Below are 15,996 nucleotides of genomic sequence, written 5' to 3' on the forward strand. Positions count from 1 at the left end.
CCGGATGCGCAACGAGGGACTGGGGTCGTGGCCCGCACGCCGGGCCCGCAAGACCCCGCACCGCACGGCATTGGTCCACGGCGGATTGTCTACGGTCGGCAGCGGTTCGTCGATGGACTACGGCACATTGCATACACGAACCACCCGCCTCGCCCACGCCCTGCGCGCCCGAGGCGTCCGCCGTGGCGACCGCATCGCCTACCTCGGCCCCAACCACCCCTCCTACCTGGAGGCCCTGTTCGCGGCCGGCATCCTCGGCGCGGTCTTCGTCCCCCTCAACACCCGCCTCGTCGGCCCCGAGATCGCCCACCAACTCGCCGACTCCGGCGCCAAGATCCTCGTCTACGGCCCGACACACGCCGGCCTCGTCGCCGGACTCCCGGGCAGCACCGACGTACGTACGTACCTCGAAGTCGGCCCGGAATACGAGGAGTTGCTCGCCGCGGCCTCCGAGGAACCGATCGACGAGCCCGTCACGGCCGACGACACCTGCATCATCATGTACACCTCGGGCACGACCGGCCGCCCCAAGGGCGCCATGCTCACCCACGGCAACCTGGCCTGGAACGCCATCAACGTGCTCGTCGACACCGACCTGATCGCCGACGAACGCGCCCTGGTCTCCGCCCCGTTGTTCCACACGGCCGGCCTCAACATGCTCACTCTGCCGGTGCTGCTCAAGGGCGGTACCTGCGTCCTGGTCGAGGCCTTCGACCCGGCCGCCACCTTCGACCTGATCGAACAGCACCGGATCACCTTCATGTTCGGGGTGCCGACGATGTTCGACCAGCTGGCCCGGCACCCCCGCTGGGCCGACGCCGACCTGTCCTCGCTGCGCATCCTCACCTGCGGCGGCTCCCCGGTCCCGTCACCGCTCATCGCCGCCTACCAGGAGCGCGGGCTGACCTTCCTCCAGGGCTACGGCATGACGGAGGCCGCGCCCGGGACCCTGTTCCTGGACGCCGAACACGCGGTGAGCAAGGCGGGCTCGGCGGGCGTACCGCACTTCTTCAGCGACGTACGGGTCGTACGGCCCGACCTCACCCCCGCCGACGTCGGCGAGACCGGCGAGGTCGTGGTGCGCGGGCCCCATGTCATGCCCGGTTACTGGGGGTTGCCCGAGGAGACGGCCGCGGTCTTCGCCGACGGCTGGTTCCGCAGCGGGGACGCGGCACGGACCGACGAGGACGGGTACGTGTACATCGTCGACCGTATGAAGGACATGATCATCTCGGGTGGGGAGAACATCTATCCCGCCGAGATCGAGGACCTGCTCCTCGCCCACCCTGACATCGTCGAGTGCGCGGTCATCGGCGTCGCCGACGACAAATGGGGCGAGGTGCCGCGAGCGGTCGTCGTGCCGCGCGAAGGTGCCTCGTTGGACCCCGACGAGGTACTCGCCTCGCTTGCCGGTCGCCTCGCCAAGTACAAGATCCCCAAGTCGATGGTGGTCGCGGACGAACTCCCGCGCACCGCCTCCGGAAAGCTCCTCAAGTCCCGGGTGCGCAAGCGCTTCGGCATCAACTCTTAAGTAGGGAAAGCGATATGGGCATCACCGTCAACGGCCTCGACGAACTCAAGAAGCTCGCGGGCAGCGACCTCGGCACCAGCGAGTGGATCGAGGTCACCCAGGAACGCATCAACACCTTCGCCGATGCGACGGGCGATCACCAGTGGATCCACGTCGACCCGGAGAAGGCGGCGGCAGGCCCCTTCGGCGCGCCCATCGCGCACGGTTATCTGACCCTCTCCCTCTTCATCCCGCTCTTCACCGAGTTGTTGGACGTCGAGGGCGTGTCGACGAAGGTCAACTACGGCCTGAACAAGGTGCGTTTCCCGGCGCCGGTGAAGGTCGGCTCGCGCATCCGGCTGGTCGCGAAGCTCGCGTCGGTCGAGGACGTGCCGGGCGGGGTGCAGATCGCCGTCGACGGGACGATAGAGATCGACGGCGGGCCGAAGCCCGCCGCCGTCCTGCAGAGTCTCTCGCGGTTCTACGCCTGACCGGCGGCTACTGCCGTCTGTCTACGACCGACTGCCGACCGTCGTTTGTCTACTGCCGTTTGTACGAGTAGACGCTGGTCGAGACCACGCACACGCCCGGCTGGACGACCTCGGCGCGCAACGTCCCGCTGTTCACGTCGTAGTCGACGCCCTCGGCCTCGAACGTGCCCGTGCAGATGCTGCGTTGGGGCAGCGCGAACAGGCTCGTGACCGTGCCGGTGATCGGCTGGCCGTCCAGCTTGTGCGGCAGGTCGACCTGGAGGAGCGGGCGGATCTCGGGGAACTTGGTCCCCGACGCGTCGTCCGAGACGCACACCAGGCGGGTGTCCGTCACGAAGTCGCAGCCCTGGATGTCGTTCACCGTCTTGTCCAGGGTGATCTGCCCGGCCTGCGCCAGCGTCCCGCCCGTCGCCGGAGTCGACGGGTTGAGCAGGGGAGTGGGGAAGACCTGGAGTCTGGACTGGTCGCCCCACTCGCCCGACACCATCCACTGCGTGTCCGGCGAGATCGCGTCGAACGAGTTGTTGATCTTCTCGCCCGAGTCGAGCGGGTGGACGTACGTGTAGCGCGTCCCGGACGGCGTGGTGACCGCGAACATCTTGGATGTGCCCGTGTCGGCCGCCTGGTAGGCGTCGAAGACGTAGCCGTTCGCGATGTCCGGGTCACCGATGTGGTTCCAGCCCTGGGCGCGCAGATCCAGCGGGATGGACGCCAGCCCGCGGTACAGCAGCGAGCCGTCCGCCTGACTGGCGACGCCCTCACCGCCGCCGAGGCTGTCGGTGTACGCCGTGCCGGTCTCCACCCAGGTGGTGGAGGCGGCGGCCGAGGAGGTGCTCACGCCGAGCGTGAGGGCGCCCAATAAGGCAGAGAGGACAGTGAGTTGACGCTTCATCAGATACCTGCCAGGTCGACGAAGATGGGGTTGGAATAGAACCATGTGTCGGCCCACGGGTCACCGTTTCCGGGCTCGTGGGGGATCGGGCCGTGCGGGTCGACCGAGGCGCCGAGGTAGCCCGTGCCGTGTCGCTTGCCGTCGCTGCCGCGCAGTCGCAGATAGAAGGACTCGTCGCCGGCGGTCACCGGGATGCGCAACGTGTACGTCCCCTTGCGGCCGCTGACGTCCGCCGTACGTACGACCTTCGTGTCCGGCGCCCGCCACACGTCCCGGTCGGACACCGCACCGCGCACCGCGCCCCGGATCACGTCCACGTGCGCCAACTCGGGCAGGATTCCCTGGGCGTTGGGCCGAGAGGCGGTCGTCACGGTGATGTTCAGCGTGAGCCGGTCGCCCTTGCGGACCCGCAGCCGGCCGCCCAGGGTGACGCCCTGGCCGTGGTCGCAGTCCCGCTTCAGACGTACGTCGAGCCCGTCCAGCAGATGCCCGTGGTCGACCCAGACCCGGCCCGCGCGCATCCCCGCCATCACCGCGCCGTAGCCGTATCGGGTCACGCCCACATGGGTGCGGCTGAACTCGCCGGGCCAGAAGTCGCTGCCGGGCTGCGGGGTGTCGGTCTGCACCGGGTCGGGCAGCTTGCCGGTGTTGTCGAAGTTCTGCCCGTCGGGCCAGGTGCCGTTGGCCCAAGTGTCGTAGACCGTACGGTGGTTGTCGGAGTTGGTGGTGATCGAGAACAGCCGGCCCTCGGCCAGCATCGAGTCCCACAGCCCGCCGACGGTCGCCGTCGCCCAGTCGAAGCCGCCGTACGTCACATACGCGTCCGCCGGATACCCGGCCCAGGACTGTGCCGACGGCTTGTTCTCGTACTCGCCGCGGATCGACGTGGCGCCGCGCCAGCCGGGGAGGGCCGCGCCCTGGGCGCCGGGTGCGCCCTCCATGCCGATCATGATCTCGGGGGCCGCGTCCCGCCAGGCGCGCATCTCGTGCGGGGAGTCGATGCCGAGGCGCAGCGGGTGGTTGGCGAGGACGAGAACGTCGTCGACATAGCCCGAACGGCGTTGCTCGGCCAGCCACTTGATGGCCTTCACGGCGTGGGCCTCGTTGCGGGCGGTGTCCGTGGCGCCGGCCGAGCCCTCGGTGTAGCCCAGCAGCTTGCCGTCGTAGGCCAGCTCGAACTGCGTGAGCAGGTCCACCTCGTGGCGGCCCGGAGCGGCGAACACCGTGCAGTGCTCGGCGGCCGGGATGTACCACTCCAGGCCCTGGAAGATCAGCTGGCGGGGGTTCTCGGCGCGGGCCTTGAGGATCTCGGCGTGCTCCAACTCGGCGCCGTAGGAGGCGTGTCCGAAGTTGGAGTGCTCGTTGAACACCATCCAGTCGAGGCCGTACTGCGCGGCGGCCTTGGCCTGCTGGGAGAACGTGTACTTGGCGTCGTGGCTGTACACGGAGTGCACGTGGTGGTCCCCGACGAGGTAGGCGAGGCGCGGGTCGTTACCGCCGTAGCCCCGGCCCGCCGCCGACGCGGACGTGGCGAGCGGACCCGCAGCGAGGGTGAACGCGGCACCGAACAGGCCCGCGCGGCGCAGGAGTTGGCGTCGGGATACGCCCTGCGCGTCGAGGGCGGAGGGGGAGATGGACGGATCGGCCCAGGTGGGCAGCTGTTGCTCGGCCATGATGGTTGGAAGTCCTCTGCAGGGCTGTCAGTGGCTCATGAACTCAGTGGGTCATGAATGAGGAGACGGGCAGCGCCCGGGAGACGATCCGGACGTCGCCGAGGCGGCCGTGCAGGATCTGGTCGATCTTGTCCGCGTACTCGTATCCGCCGAGCAGCCACGGCTGTCCGGAGGATGCGATGCCGATCGCGGGGGCGTGCGGGTTGCGGGCCACGGGGCAGCCCTGGACGTACATTGTGGTGTGCCGTCCGTCGTTGACGACGGCGAGGTGCCACCAGATCTCGGGGTCGGTCTCGTCACCCCAGTTGGTGGCCAACTGCTGCTGGTTCAGGGGGTGTACGGCCCACTGCGGGCCCGGCCCGTCGGACAGGGACAGGGTGGCGAGCGGCTCGTCGGGGTCGTCCGTCACCGTGCCGACGGAGCCGTTGCGGCCGGTACGGCTGACCAGACCGGCCCAGGCGTTGTGCGAGGCGTTCCAGTCGGCGGGCAGCCAGTAGAACGCCTCGATGGTGTAACCGTCCCTGAACGTCGCCGAGTTGAGCGGCGCACCGTCGACGGTCCGCAGGTAGGCGCCCTTCAGCGGGGACTTGTAGCCCGTGAACTCCAGGCTGCCGTGGCCCGGTTGGTCCGGGTGGTGGTCGGCCGACCAGCCGAGGGTGCCGCCGTTCACGGAGACCACGGTGAGGTCGTTGCCGCGGCCGGACAGGTCACGGACGGTGCCGGAGACGGGTGACTCGAAACGCCAGTAGGCCGCCGTGCCCGGGAGCAGCATCCTCGACGCGGGGCGCGCCGCGCGGACCGGCACCGGGTCGAAGCCCGCGAAGCGGTCCTTGAAGTCGATGTCGACGGAGAACCGGTCGGCGTCGCCGCTGAGTTCGATCTCCTGCCGCTCCAGCTCGTTGAGGCCCTTCGCGGCCCGGCCCAGGATCCACGGCGACACCGTCTCCACGTCGATGACATCGCGGTCCAGGTCGAAGTGGTAGAGGCGGATCATCGCCGCGCCGCCGAAGTAGCGGTTCTGATAGTTCGTCAGATGCAGGTGCACGTCGTTGCCGGCCGCGTTCTTGCGCGTCGCCCGGCGAGCCGGCCAGTAGTGGCCGTTCAGGGTCAGGAAGATCTGGTCGTGGTCCGCGATCAGCTGGTCCCACAACTGCTGCCCGTAGTCCGACAACGTGTCGTCGTCCACGACCAGTTCGTGCGTGGTGAGGATGACCGGCGTCTTCGGATGCCGCGCGATGACGTCCTTCGCCCAGGCGTAGCCCTTCGCCGACAGCCGCCAGTCCAGCGCCAGCACAAGCCACTCCCGCCCGGCCGCCTTGAACACGTGATACGTGTTGTAGCCGTCCCAAGAAGCGCCGCCGAACGTGGACTTGGACGTGAAATGCTGCGGGCCGAATGTGTCCAGGTAGGGCGACGAGCCGCGCTGGTCGTCCGTCGACGACTTGATGTCGTGGTTGCCCGCCAGCACGCTGTAGCCGACACCCCGCCGGTCCAGCAGCCCGAACGCCTCCCCGATCGCCGCGAATTCGGGCTTGGCCCCGTTCTGCGTCAGGTCGCCCAGGTGGGACAGGAAGACGATGTTCTCGTCCTTGCCGTGCTCCAGGAGATAGCGCAGCGAGGCCTCGATCGGCGCCTTGTCGATGCTCGGCCCGTCGAAGAGGTACTGGGTGTCCGGCATCACGGCGAACGTGAAGCGCCGACTGTCGGTGTCGGGCCGCCAACTCGCCGTCGCCGGGGCCGCTTCAGCGGTGGTCGGCAGCGCGACGCCGGCCGTTGCGGCGGCGCCGAGCAGGGCCGTCGCGCGGAGGAAACTGCGCCGTCCGGCGCCGGCCTGGGCCGTCTCGCACTGATCGTGCTCATAGTCGTGCTCATGCGAAGTGCACACGTGTGCTCCGTACAGGGTGAGTGCTCGTGAAAGCTGCTGAGAACTGGGGAGTTCAGAGAACGCGCAGGGTCCAGCTCCAGCGATGGACACCCGGTGTGACGAGATACTTCGGTGACGTGTCGGGCCCGCACGAAGCCGTGCCCAACCCCCGGTGAGCCGCGTCGAGTTGCACCACGCAGGAAGCGCGCGGCACCAGTTCGTCGTGATGCCGTACGGCGGTCAGGTCCGCGGCACGATGGCGGGTCACCGAGACCTGGCGGGGCTCGTCGAGATCGACCGCGAGACCGGTGGCGTCCGGTGCCGACAGCGTGAACCGCCGTACCCCGTGCCGGCCGCCGCTCTCCTGCGGCCGCAGGTACGGAGTGAACAACTCGTCGACGGGGACCGAGTGGTGGCCCACGGGCGCGCCCGTGCTGCGGTCGGGGTACGACTCCCAGGGACCCCGGCCGAACCACTCCAGCAGATCGAGCCCCGGCACCGTCTCGAACACGGTGCCCACCCGGGCCACGTCGTCGAACTCCTCGGGCAACTCCGCCGACTCCTCGACCCGGACCCCGCCCTCGACCGGCGTGAACACCTGACAGTGCCGGACCACACCCGGGGCCCCGGCGTACTCGGCGACCGTCGTCACCCGGTCACCGTCACACCGTACTGAAACGACCTTGCGGACCAGCGAGTCGAGCCCCCAGGTCCGCCAGCGCGCCGCCATGCCGCCCAACTCGTCGTTGTCGGTGGGCGCCCGCCACAGGGACAGCGTCGGGGCGACCGTCAACAGCGGGTGGCGCAGCAGGCCCTCACCGTCGACCTCGACCCGGCCACCGCCAACCACCGGCGGTGTCACGGGAGTTGCCGCCCGCAGCCGTACCTGGGGCGCGCACACGTCCGTGCCGCGCGGTGCCCACGCCTCGTCCTCGGCCGTCGTCACCCGCAGCGTCAGCCAGGCCTCGCCGCCGTCCTCCGGCAGCTCGAACGGCAGCGGTACGGCCACCGTCTCACCCGGGCACAGGGCGGGCAGTTCGGCCGGAGCGGTCAGCGTGCGGCCGTCCGCGAGGGCCAACTCCCAAGTACCGGACAGCCATTCGAGGCCGCGGAAGTGCTGGTGGTTGCCGAGGACGATGCCCTCGTGCCGGAAGCACTCGATGCGCACCGGCGCCGCGATCTCCCGGTGCTCGAACATCACCGGCTTGGGCGTACGGTCGGGAAACACCACACCGTCCGCGATGAACGCGCCGTCGTGGATCGACTCGCCGAAGTCACCGCCGTACGCCCAGCGGTGACCGGGCGCGGCGACACCGTTGTCATACAGTCCGGCGCCCGCGCGGCCGGTGGGTCTTCCGTCGCTCACACGCTGCAGGATTCCGTGGTCCCAGAACTCCCAGATGAAGCCGCCCTGAAGACCCGGGGTTGACTCGATGGCAGCCCAGTGGTCCGCGAGGGTTCCGTTGCTGTTGCCCATCGCATGGGAGTACTCGCACTGGATCAACGGCTTTGTCTGCTCACCGGACAGCGCATGGGCGACACAGTCCTCCAGCGACGCGTACATCGGACACGCGATGTCCGAGGCGAGGCCCGGGTCGGCCCAGCCGCGCTTGGCCGCGCCCTCGTATTGGACCGGTCTAGTCGGGTCGTGGCGCCGGACCCAGCCGGCCGCCGCGTCGTGGTTCGCGCCGTAGTCGGACTCGTTGCCGAGCGACCAGATGATCACCGAGGGGTGGTTCTTGTCCCGCAGCACCATCCGCGACACCCGGTCCACGAACGCGTTCAGATAGCGCGGGTCGTCCGCGATCTCGTGGGCGTGGTCGTGCGACTCGATGTCGGCCTCGTCGACGACGTAGAAGCCCAGCTCGTCGGCGAGGTCGTAGAGCGCCGGGTCGTTCGGGTAGTGCGAGGTGCGGATCGCGTTGAAGCCGAACCGCTTGAGCAGCACGAGGTCCGCGCGCATGTCGTCGTACGACACCGTGCGGCCGGTCAGCGGATGGAAGTCGTGCCGGTTGACGCCCCGGATGAACACGCGCTCGCCGTTGACGAGCAGGTCCCGCCCGACGATCTCCACGTCACGGAATCCGATGCGCCGGTACGACGAGTCGGCGACCGTTCCGTCGGCGCGGTGCAGCCGGACCGTCAGGCCGTACAGCTCGGGCGTCTCGGCGTTCCAGGTGCGGACCTCGGGGACCGTGGCGCGCATGCGGGCCTCGCCGAGGAAGTCGGAGACCCGGTCGTCCTCGGTGTTGAACCGGTCGAACTCCTCGTCCTGGGTGAGGAGTTGACCGTCGAGAGCGCCGCTGACGTACCACCCGGCGGGCAGTGCGCCGCCCGTGTCCCGCACCCGGCAGTCGACCCGCAGATCGCCGTCGTAGCGCGCCCGCACGGTCACGTCCGCGAGATACAGCGGATCGGTCGCGTACAGCAGCACCGAGCGCGTGATGCCCCCGTGCCACCACTGGTCCTGGTCCTCGATGTGCGAGGAGTCCGACCACTTGACCACGGTCAGCCGTACGGTGGCCCGCTCGCCGGGGCGTACGACCTCCGAGAGGTCGAACTCGGCGGCCAGGTGGGAGTCCTTGGAGATGCCGACGGGCCGCCCGTCCACGTGCACGAGCAGCACGCTCTCGGCGGCCCCGACCTGGAGCACGATCCGCCGCCCGGCCCAGTCGGCCGGGACGTCCACCTCACGCTCGTAGACACCCGTCGGATTGTCGACCGGCGACAGTGGAGGGAATTCTGCATACGGCATACGGACGTTCGTGTACTGCGGAAGGTCGTCCGTATCCTGCATGGTCCATACACCGGGCACGTACGACGACGACCAGGCCTCCGCCAAAGGTGCGTCGGGCGCCGGCAGCAGCTGGAAGCGCCAGTCGCCGTCGAGGGAGAGGGCACCCGCGCGACGGTCGACGGCGGACATGGGCAACCGCCCCCAGGAGGTCACCTCGGGTGACTCCCAGGGGCGGAGCGCGAGCAGCGGGTCGGTCATCAGCGGATGGCTCCCTTGCCGAGGTCGCCGATGATCTGCTTGGCGCCGACCGCGAACACGATCAGCAGAGGGACGAGGGCGAGGAGCGCGCCGGTCATGACCATTCCGTAGTCGGTGGTGCCGTGGGTGCCGTTGAGCTGGGACAGGGCCACCTGGAGGGTGACGTTGTTCGGGTTGGTGAGGGCGATCAGGGGCCAGGCGTAGTCGTTCCACTGGCCCATGAAGGTGAAGATGCCGAGGAAGGCGAGGCCCGGCCGGACCACCGGGAGGGCTACGTGCCAGTACTGGCGCAGGAAGCTCGCGCCGTCGATGCGGGAGGCGTCGAGGAGTTCGTCGTGGATCGCGCTCTTCATGTACTGGCGCATCCAGAAGATGCCGAACGCGTTGGCCGCCGCCGGCACGATCAGCGCGGTCATCGAGCCGATCCAGCCGAGCTTCGCCATGATCACGAACTGCGGGATGGCCGCGAGCTGCGCCGGCACCATGAAGATGACCATCAGCAGCGCGAACAGCACGTTCTTGCCCGGGAAGTGGAACTTGGCGAAGACGAACGCGGCCAGCGAGTCGAAGAACAGGACCAGGAAGGTCACCGACCCGGCCACGAGTACCGAGTTGAACATCGAGCCGAAGAAGTCGATGTTGTCGAAGAGGCTGCGCACGTTCTCCAGGAAGTGCGTGCCCGGCAGCAGCTTCGGCGGGTAGGAGAAGATCTCCGACGAGGTGTGCGTCGACATGATCACGGCCCAGTAGAACGGGAAGGCCGAGAGCAACACGCCCAGGATCAGGGAGACATGGAGGGCGACGCCGCGGCTCCGGGTGCCCCGGATCGCCTTCGGTCGCCGTGTGCCTTGGAAGAATGCCATGGTGACCGGCTCCCTAGTCTTCGCCCCGGCGCTGCACCAGGCGCCAGTTGACGATGGAGAAGATGATGACGACGAGGAAGATGCCCCAGGCCACGGCGGCGCCGTAACCGAAGTCGTTGTTGTCGAAGGTCTGTTGGAAGAAGTACAGGACCATCGTCTGGCCGGAGTGGCCCGGACCGCCCGCGAACGTCGAGTCGTTCGAGGTGTTCTGAAGCAGCACCTGTGGTTCGGAGAAGCTCTGCAGACCGGTGACCGTCGAGATGACGAGGACGAAGAGCAGCACCGGCCGCATCATCGGCAGCGTGATCCGGAAGAAGGTTTGGACCGGTCCAGCGCCGTCCATCCGGGCCGCCTCGTACACCTCGCTCGGGATGGTCTGCAGACCGGCGAGGAAGATGATCGCGTTGTAGCCGGTCCACTGCCACGTCATCAGCGTGGCGATAGCGATCTTGATGCCCCACGGGGTGTTCAGCCAGGCGATCTGGTCGATGCCCACCGCCTGCAACAGGGCGTTCACGAGGCCGAAGTTGGTGGAGAACACCGAGCCGAAGACGATCGCGATCGCCACCACCGAGGTGACGTTCGGGAGGAAGTAGGCGAAGCGATACACGTTCTTGAAGCGGACCGCCGAGTTGAGCATCACGGCCGTGATCATCGCGAGGAAGATCATGGGGAACGTCGCCAGCGCCCAGATGATCAGGGTGTTGCCGATCGAGTTCCAGAAGTCGGTGTCGCTCAGCAGGTACTTGTACTGCGACAGACCCGCCCACTCCATCGAGCCGAGGCCGTCCCAGCGGTGGAGGGAGAGGTAGAACGAGAACCCGACGGGGATCAACCCGAAGCAGAGGAACAGCAGATAGAACGGGGAGATCGCGGCATACAGATGCCAGTACTTGCGGAACCCGCTCTTGGGCTGCGAGGAGGCGGACGAACTGCCCACGGCGGCCGGGGGCTTGTCCAGTGCGGTGGCCATCAGTAGCTCACCCCCAGGTGGTCCGCGATGCGCCGGCACTTGCTCATGGCGTCACTCCAGGCCTTCTTGGGGTCCTTGCCGAGGACACCGACGTTCTTGATCTCGTCCTTGAGGGGCTGCCCGAGCGCGATGTCGAACGGGCTGTTGTAGGCGACCGTGATCTTCTGCGCGGCCGGTCCAAAGATGTCCATCGTGTCCTGGCCGCCGAAGAACGGGTCCGGCACACGCACTGTCTTCAGGTCGTACGAGGCAGGGGTGGAGGGGAACAGGCCCGCGTCGACGAAGCCTTGGGCCTGGTTGGCCGCGTTCATCATCCAGGTGATGATCCGGAAGGCCTGCTCGGGCTCGCGGCACGCCTTGGTGATCGACAGGAACGAGCCGCCGTTGTTGGCCGGCCGCACCGGCATGTCGGCGACCCGCCATCTGCCCTTGGTCTTCGGCACGCCGGTCTTGAGGTCACTGGTGGCCCAGGAAGCACCCAGCTGACTGGGCAACTTGCCGTCCTGCACGGCCGAGAGCTGGTCCGGTGTGCCGCTGACCAGGTCGGAGACGATCTTGCGCCGCTTGGCCTCCACCGCCAACGCCCAGGCATTGCGCACGTGTTCCTGGTCGCCGATGAAGTGGCGGTCCTTGTCGACGTACCGTTTGGAGCCCTGGTTCACCACGTTCTCGAAGATGCTGTTGACGTCGGTGACCAGAGACGCCCCGGGGACGCGCTTCTTGAGCTGCTCGCCCGCCGCGAAGAACTTCTCCCAGGTGTTCAACTCCCGTGACACGTCGGCGGGTTCGTACGGCAACCCGGCCTTGCGGAACACGGCGTACTGGTAGAAGTGGGCCACCGGACCGCAGTCGATGGGGAAGCCGACCATCGTGCCGTCGTCGGCGATGCCCTGCTCCCACTTCCACGTCAGGTACTGGCTCTTGTACTTGTCCGCGCCGAGTGTCCTGAGGTCCACGAACTGGTCGGCGTTGGGCAGATAGGACGCCATGTCCTCGCCCTTGAGGCCGGCGATGTCGGGGATGTGGGCCCGGCCGGCCATCGTGGTGATCAGCTTGGACCGGTAGTAGCCGCCGATCTTGATCGCCTGGAGGTCGACCGTACTGTCGTAACGCGCCTTGGCGTTCTTGACGACCGTGTCGCCGAGGCCGCCGTCCCAGTACCACAGGACCATGTTCCGGCCGGTGGAACCGGTCGGCACGGCGCAGCCGGACGTCAGGCCGCCGAGCGCCGTGGCGGCCGTACCGGCCAGGCCCGCACGGAGCAGGCCTCTTCGTGAGAGCCGCACAGCTCCCACCGCCTTTCGGATCTGTTCGATCTGTTCGGGTCGTGCATACGAGGGACTCAAGTGGGGGGATTCATAAGGGACTTGAGAGGTGGGGGCTACTACCGTGCGGGGGGAGTGACGGGCGCGTACGCGACGGGAGGACCGGGGTCCGCCGGGATCCTGTCGGCCAGGAAGTTGTATGCACGCCGCAGTTCCGGATCGCGGACTGTATGCAGCCAACGGTCGACGCCGTACCAGCCGGGCGCCGCCAGCGCGCCGCCGTGGTGCTGGACGGACAGCCCGGCCGCGAGCACCGCGAACCGCAGCCGTTCCTCCAGCGGCCAGCCGCCGAGCGAGGCCGCGACGAAGCTCGCGCCGAACACGTCACCGGCACCCGTAGCGTCCAGGACGTCGACGGCCAGGGCCGGGACCTCCGCGTACTCGCCGGTCGTCTGGTCGACGGCGATCGCCCCGTCCCCGCCCCGTGTGATCACCGCGACCGGCACCAGTTCGGTGAGGATGCCGAGCGCCGCGACCGCGCTGTCGGTACGGGTGTAGGCCATCGCCTCGGCCTCGTTCGGGAGGAAGGCGTGGCACAGGGCGAGCTGGTCGAGCAGGTCACGGGACCACTGCTCGGTGGGGTCCCAGCCGACGTCGGCGTAGATCTGCGTGCCGTTCGCGGACGCCTTGGCGAGCCACCCGCGAGGCTCGGCCTCCAGGTGCACCAGCGCCGTCCGCGCCTCGGGCGGGTCGCCCATCAGCACGTCCTGCGAGTACGGCGGTTCCTGGCCGTGGGTGACCAGCGCCCGGTCGTTTCCGTGGGCGAGCGAGACGGTGACGGGGGTGTGCCAGCCGTTCGCGGTGCGGGACAGGGAGAGGTCGACGCCCTCCTGGCCGGCGAGGACCTCGTGGCAGTACGCGCCGTAGAAGTCGTCGCCGAAGACCGTGGCCAGGGAGGTCCTCAGGCCGAAGCGGGACGCGGCGACCGCGAGGTTGGCGATGCCGCCGGGGCCGCAGCCCATGCCGGCCGTCCAGATCTCCTCGCCGGGCGTCGGCGGCTGCCCCAGACCCGTGAGGACGAGGTCGTAGAAGAGCAGCCCGGTCAGCAGCACATCGGGCCGGGGGTCGTCCACGCGCGCATCCTCTCGTCGGCACGTCGCTGGAGAGTTCGTCAAAACTCTTCATTTCGGTGACCGGAATCGTGCGCTGCTCGACGAGATTGGTCAATACCCAAGCAGAACTGAGCATAGAAATGATTGAAGATGACGAGTAGTGTTCGCGGCGTGCTGGCAGAACGACGACATCAACTCATCCTGCGGGCCCTGCGCTCCGGGGGCCCCGCGGCCGTGACCGATCTCTCCGAGCAGCTGGGTGTGAGCCCCGCCACGATCCGGCGTGATCTGCTCAAACTGGAGGAGGACGGACTGCTCACGCGTGTCCACGGCGGTGCCGTGGCCGACGAGGGCGACCAGCCCTTCGCCGAGGTCGCCGAGGTGCGGGTGGCCGAGAAGGACGCGATAGCCGCGCGCGCCGCCGCCATGGTCGCGGACGGCCAGTCGGTCCTCCTCGACATCGGCACCACCGCCTACCGGCTGGCCCGCCAGCTGCACGGCCGCCGGCTCACCGTGATCACCAGCAACCTCGTGGTCTACGAGGAGCTGGCCGACGACGAGGGCATCGAACTGGTGCTGCTCGGCGGCATGGTCCGGCGCGAGTACCGCTCCCTGGTGGGCTTCCTCACCGAGGACAACCTGCGCCAGCTGCACGCCGACTGGCTCTTCCTCGGCACCAGCGGAGTGCGGCCCGGCGGCCAGGTGATGGACACGACGGTCGTCGAGGTGCCGGTGAAACGGGCCATGATCAAGGCCGCCGACAAGGTCGTCCTGCTCGCCGACGCGCAGAAGTTCCCGGGGACGGGGATGGCGAAGGTGTGCGGTCCCGAGGACCTGGACGCGGTGGTGACGAACGCCCCGGTCGACCCGGTGACCCGTTCCTCCCTGGAGGAAGCGGGCGTCGAGGTCGTCGTGGCAGGAAAGGTGAAAGCGTGAAGCTGACGATTCTGGGCGGCGGCGGGTTCCGGGTGCCGCTGGTGTACGGGGCGCTCCTGACGGACCGCGGCGAGGGCCGGGTCACCGAGGTGGTGCTGCACGACCTCGACGACAGTCGACTGTATGCGGTCGCCCGTGTACTGGCCGAACAGGCCGCCACCGTGCCCGACGCCCCCACGGTCACCGCCACCACGGACCTCGACGAGGCCCTGCGCGGAGCCGACTTCATCTTCTCCGCGATCCGCGTCGGCGGCCTGGAGGGCCGCGCCAACGACGAGCGGGTGGCGCTCGCGCAGGGCGTCCTCGGCCAGGAGACGGTCGGCGCCGGCGGTATTGCCTATGGCCTACGAACCGTGCCGGTCGCCGTCGACATCGCCCAGCGCGTGGCCCGCCTCGCCCCCGACGCCTGGGTCATCAACTTCACCAACCCGGCGGGCCTGGTCACCGAGGCCATGTCCCGCCACCTCGGTGACCGCGTCATCGGCATCTGCGACTCCCCGGTCGGCCTCGGCCGCCGTATCGCCACGGTGCTCGGCGCCAACCCGCGCGAGGCCTTCATCGACTACGTCGGCCTCAACCACCTCGGCTGGGTGCGCGGCCTGCGCGTCGCCGGCCGCGACGAACTCCCGCGCCTGCTCGCCGACCCGGACCTGCTCGGCTCCTTCGAGGAGGGCAAGCTCTTCGGCACCGACTGGCTCCAGTCGCTGGGCGCGATCCCGAACGAGTACCTGCACTACTACTACTTCAACCGCGAGACGGTCCGCGCCTACAGCGAGGTCGAGAAGACCCGCGGCGCCTTCCTCCGCGACCAACAGGCCCAGTTCTACGACGAGATGAAGCGTCCCGACACGGCCGCGCTGACCGCCTGGGACCGCACCCGCGCCGAGCGCGAGGCGACCTACATGGCGGAGAACCGCGAGACGGCCGGCGCCGGCGAACGCGACGCCGACGACCTCTCCGGCGGGTACGAGAAGGTCGCCCTCGCCCTGATGCGGGCCATCGCCCGCGACGAACGCACCACCCTCATCCTCAACGTCCGCAACCAAGGCGCCCTGTCCGTCCTCGACGCGGACGCCGTCATCGAGGTCCCGTGCCTGGTCGACGCCAACGGTGCCCACCCCGTCGCCGTCGACCCGCTGCCGGACCACGCCACCGGCCTGGTCTGCGCGGTCAAGGGCGTCGAGCGCGAGGTCCTCGCGGCGGCCGAGAACGGCTCCCGTACGACGGCGGTGAAGGCCTTCGCGCTGCACCCGCTGGTCGACTCCGTGAACGTCGCACGCCGGTTGGTCGAGGGCTACACCGAGGTCCACCCGGGCCTGGCGTACCTTAAGTAGGCCCCCTTCGGTAAGCGCTTTCCCCGAGCTTTCGGCGACTCACCGAGTTTCTCGACAGCTCCCCAAGTTCTCAGCAGCTCCCTGGTTC

12 protein-coding genes are annotated in these 15,996 nt (G+C 68.8%); 4 read left to right on the forward strand and 8 right to left on the reverse strand.

The features are described 5' to 3' along the window. Window positions 1-4: 4 nt before the first annotated feature. Window positions 5-1,531, forward strand: a complete 1,527-nt coding sequence (locus AB0I69_RS13650; RefSeq protein ID WP_363095798.1) for a long-chain fatty acid--CoA ligase — start codon at window positions 5-7, stop codon at window positions 1,529-1,531. Window positions 1,532-1,545: 14 nt separating this feature from the next. Next, window positions 1,546-2,001, forward strand: a complete 456-nt coding sequence (locus AB0I69_RS13655; protein ID WP_363095799.1) for a MaoC family dehydratase — start codon at window positions 1,546-1,548, stop codon at window positions 1,999-2,001. Window positions 2,002-2,050: 49 nt separating this feature from the next. Here AB0I69_RS13655 and AB0I69_RS13660 read toward each other — a convergent pair whose 3' ends face one another. The 8 genes from AB0I69_RS13660 to AB0I69_RS13695 all read right to left on the reverse strand — a co-directional run bounded on the left by AB0I69_RS13660 (window position 2,051) and on the right by AB0I69_RS13695 (window position 13,659). Beyond that, window positions 2,051-2,893, reverse strand: a complete 843-nt coding sequence (locus tag AB0I69_RS13660; RefSeq protein ID WP_363095800.1) for a hypothetical protein — start codon at window positions 2,891-2,893, stop codon at window positions 2,051-2,053. After that, the gene (locus tag AB0I69_RS13665; RefSeq protein WP_363095801.1) at window positions 2,893-4,566 is read right to left on the reverse strand and encodes a PHP domain-containing protein; all 1,674 of its coding nucleotides are present in this window, start codon (window positions 4,564-4,566) and stop codon (window positions 2,893-2,895) included. Before AB0I69_RS13665 ends, AB0I69_RS13660 begins: the two co-directional genes overlap by 1 nt. Window positions 4,567-4,609: 43 nt before the next feature. Then, window positions 4,610-6,451, reverse strand: coding sequence for a LamG-like jellyroll fold domain-containing protein (locus AB0I69_RS13670; RefSeq protein WP_363095802.1), 1,842 nt, complete (start codon window positions 6,449-6,451; stop codon window positions 4,610-4,612). 52 nt (window positions 6,452-6,503) lie between these two features. Further along, complete coding sequence (locus AB0I69_RS13675; RefSeq protein WP_363095803.1) at window positions 6,504-9,425, reverse strand: glycoside hydrolase family 2 TIM barrel-domain containing protein; 2,922 nt, start codon at window positions 9,423-9,425, stop codon at window positions 6,504-6,506. Next, a complete protein-coding gene (locus AB0I69_RS13680; RefSeq protein ID WP_363095804.1) occupies window positions 9,425-10,288 on the reverse strand; it encodes a carbohydrate ABC transporter permease in 864 nt (287 codons plus the stop codon). Before AB0I69_RS13680 ends, AB0I69_RS13675 begins: the two co-directional genes overlap by 1 nt. A gap of 13 nt (window positions 10,289-10,301) precedes the next feature. Further along, window positions 10,302-11,261, reverse strand: a complete 960-nt coding sequence (locus AB0I69_RS13685; RefSeq protein ID WP_363095805.1) for a sugar ABC transporter permease — start codon at window positions 11,259-11,261, stop codon at window positions 10,302-10,304. Next, the gene (locus AB0I69_RS13690; protein ID WP_363095806.1) at window positions 11,261-12,547 is read right to left on the reverse strand and encodes an extracellular solute-binding protein; all 1,287 of its coding nucleotides are present in this window, start codon (window positions 12,545-12,547) and stop codon (window positions 11,261-11,263) included. The genes AB0I69_RS13685 and AB0I69_RS13690 overlap by 1 nt, the downstream gene beginning before the upstream one ends. 98 nt (window positions 12,548-12,645) lie before the next feature. Then, entirely contained in the window at window positions 12,646-13,659 is a 1,014-nt protein-coding gene (locus tag AB0I69_RS13695) for a carbohydrate kinase family protein (RefSeq protein ID WP_363095807.1), read from the reverse strand. Window positions 13,660-13,809: 150 nt separating this feature from the next. On the opposite strand from AB0I69_RS13695, the gene AB0I69_RS13700 reads away from it, so the two are divergent. After that, window positions 13,810-14,574 carry a DeoR/GlpR family DNA-binding transcription regulator gene (locus AB0I69_RS13700; protein ID WP_019058991.1) on the forward strand — a complete coding sequence of 255 codons (765 nt, stop codon included), beginning with the start codon at window positions 13,810-13,812 and terminating at the stop codon, window positions 14,572-14,574. Then, window positions 14,571-15,908: a 6-phospho-beta-glucosidase gene (locus AB0I69_RS13705; protein ID WP_363095808.1), complete on the forward strand. Its 1,338-nt coding sequence runs from the start codon at window positions 14,571-14,573 to the stop codon at window positions 15,906-15,908. Before AB0I69_RS13700 ends, AB0I69_RS13705 begins: the two co-directional genes overlap by 4 nt. The last annotated feature ends 88 nt before the right edge of the window (window positions 15,909-15,996 follow it).

The organism is Streptomyces sp. NPDC050508 (assembly GCF_040655155.1).
Taxonomy (GTDB): domain Bacteria; phylum Actinomycetota; class Actinomycetes; order Streptomycetales; family Streptomycetaceae; genus Streptomyces.